The sequence below is a fragment of the Microbispora amethystogenes genome (genome assembly GCF_016863015.1).
Classification (GTDB): Bacteria; Actinomycetota; Actinomycetes; order Streptosporangiales; family Streptosporangiaceae; genus Microbispora; species Microbispora amethystogenes.
Genome location: NZ_BOOB01000098.1, coordinates 1 through 2,766 on the forward strand (window position 1 = coordinate 1; position 2,766 = coordinate 2,766).

The 2,766-nt window shown below is 71.5% G+C and carries 1 protein-coding gene; it reads left to right on the forward strand.

Features of this window, described 5'->3' with window-relative positions:
• Positions 1–2,766: condensation domain-containing protein (locus Mam01_RS35805; protein ID WP_204289657.1), on the forward strand; the 2,766-nt coding region annotated here is incomplete at both ends.

The following is a 2,766-nucleotide window of genomic DNA, read 5'->3' on the forward strand; positions in this document are numbered from 1 at the left end:
GGCGCCCTCGCGGAGATGATCGCCACTGCGGGCGTCGAGGTGGCCAGCGTCGTGCCCTCCCTGCTCAGTGTGCTGGACCCCGAGGCCGTGCCGGGGGTGCGTCGGTGGGTGCTGGGTGCGGAGCGGTTGAGCGCACACCTAGCGGCGAGGTGGGTGGATCAGGCGGAGGTATGGAACACCTACGGCCCGACCGAGGCCAGTGTGATCACCACCGCCAGCCCGCTGCACACACCTGTGGACCAGGACCCGGCGATCGGTGCGCCGATCGCCAACACCGCGGTGTTCGTGCTGGACGACTTCCTCCAGCCGGTCCCGCCCGGGGTGACCGGGGAGGTGTACATCGCCGGCGCCGGTTTGGCCCGGGGGTATGTGGGCCGGTCGGGGATGACCGCTGAGCGGTTCGTCGCCTCCCCGTTCACCGCTGGGGAGCGGATGTACCGCAGCGGCGACCTGGCCCGCTGGCTAGCGGATGGCCAGTTGGCTTTCGTCGGCCGGGCCGACGAACAAGTGAAGATCCGTGGGTTCCGCATCGAACCGGGCGAGGTCGAAGCCGTCCTAGCCGCGCACGAGTCGGTGGCGCAGGTCGCCGTCGTCGTCCGTGAGGACCGCCCCGGAGACAAACGCCTGGTCGCCTATGTCGTCCCCGCCCACAACCTGGGCGCGCAAGCCCGCGCCGCTATCAGCCCGGCCACCGGGAGCGCGGGTGCTGCCAGGCCGGACGTCGCAGACTCTGGCGCGCTGGGCGGGGAGGGTTCCCCGAGCTCGGCGAGCCCGGAGGCCGCCAGCCTCGGCACGGTGAGTGGCGTGGCCGCTGGTTCGGGCGCCACGAGCGGGACGGGCACGGGTGTCGCTGTTCCCGACGACGGGGGCGATGTCCGCCCGGTCGCCGCACGGATCGATGTGGCGGTGTTGCGGGAGTACGCGGCGTCGCGGTTGCCCGACTACATGGTGCCGCTGGTCGTTCAAATCGAGGCGATTCCGCTGACGGTCAACGGCAAGCTCGACCGGACGGCGCTACCTGTACCGGACGTGGCGGGCCTGCCCGGTAGCCGTGGCCCGGCCACCCCCACCGAAGAGGTGCTCTGCGGCCTGTTCGCCGAGGTCCTCGGAGTGGAGCAGGTCGGCGCCGAGACGTCGTTCTTCGACCTGGGCGGTGACTCGCTGCTGGCGATGCGGCTGATCGCGCGGATCCGGGCCGTGCTGGACGCCGAGGTCAGCATCCGCGGGCTGTTCGCCGAGCCGACCGTCGCCGGGCTGGCCAGGCTCGTGGACGGTACGGGTGACACCCGCCGGGCGTTGACACCGATGCCCCGGCCCGAGGTGCTGCCGCTGTCGTACGCCCAGCAGCGGATGTGGTTCCTCAGCCGGCTGGAAGACGCCGGCAGCGGCGCGAACTACACCCTGCCGCTTGTCATGCGCCTTTCCGGCGAAATCGACGTCGCGGTGCTGGAAGCCGCACTGGGTGATGTCGCCGACCGGCACGAGAGCCTCCGTACTATCTTCCCGGAGACCGGCGGCGTACCTCGCCAGCACATTCTGCAGGGGCAGGCGGGCCGGCCGCGGCTGGTGGTCGTCGAGACCACCGAGGACCAGATCGAGGAACTACGGGCCGCGTACGCCGGTCATGCCTTCGACCTCAGCGTCGATCTGCCGTGGCGGGTCCACCTGTTCACCCTCGGCCCGTCGGACCATGTGCTGCTCATCGTCGCGCATCACATCGCGGTGGACGCCTGGTCGATGGGCGTCCTGGGCCGGGACCTGAGCGTCGCCTACGCGGCCCGCCGCGAGGGCCGCACGCCGGACTGGCGGCCGCTGCCCGTGCAGTACGCGGACTACGCGTTGTGGCAGCGGGAGGTCCTGGGCGACCTGGACGACCCCGGCAGCCTGATCAGCGACCAGCTCGGCTACTGGCGCCAAGCCCTGGAGGGCGCCCCGGAGGAGTTGGCGCTCCCAGCCGATCGGCCACGCCCGGCGACGTCGTCGTTCCGCGGCGGAACCGTACACCTGGAAGTGGACGCGCGGACCCACGCCCGGCTGGTGGAGGTCGCACAGAGTGGCCGGGCCACGATGTTCATGGTGGCGCACGCGGCGCTGGCCGTGCTGCTGGCGAAGGTCGGCGCGGGGACCGACATCCCGATCGGTACGGCGATCGCCGGTCGTGGTGACGCCGCGCTGGAGGACCTGGCCGGCTTCTTCGTCAACACCCTCGTCCTTCGCACCGACCTGTCCGGTGACCCGTCGTTCGACGACGTGCTGGCGCGCGTACGCGAGACCGACCTGGCCGCCTACGCCCACCAGGACGTCCCCTTCGAACGCCTCGTGGACGAGCTCAACCCCACTCGTTCGCTGTCCCGCAACCCGCTCTTCCAGATCATGCTGGCGCTGCAGAACGCCGCGCCGACGGCCTGGGAGCTGCAGGATCTCACGGCGGGCCTCATGTCGTCGGCGGGCGAGGAGGTGTCCCGGTTCGACCTGTCGGTCACGCTGGTGGAGCGGCGTGACGACGGAGAGCCCTCGGGGGTGCGCGGCGCGATCCAGTATGCCGCCGACCTGTTCGACGAGGCGACGGCTCAGGCGCTCGCCCAGCGGTTGGTCCGGGTGCTGGAGCAGGTGGCCGCCGACCCGGCCGTACGGCTCAGCCAGGTCGATGTGCTGGAGGAGTCCGAGCGGCAGGCGGTGGTGGAGGAGTGGAACGCCACCGCTACACCGTTGGCGGCCGGGACGGTCCTGGACCGGTTCCAGGAGTGGGCCGGCCGGACTCCGGAT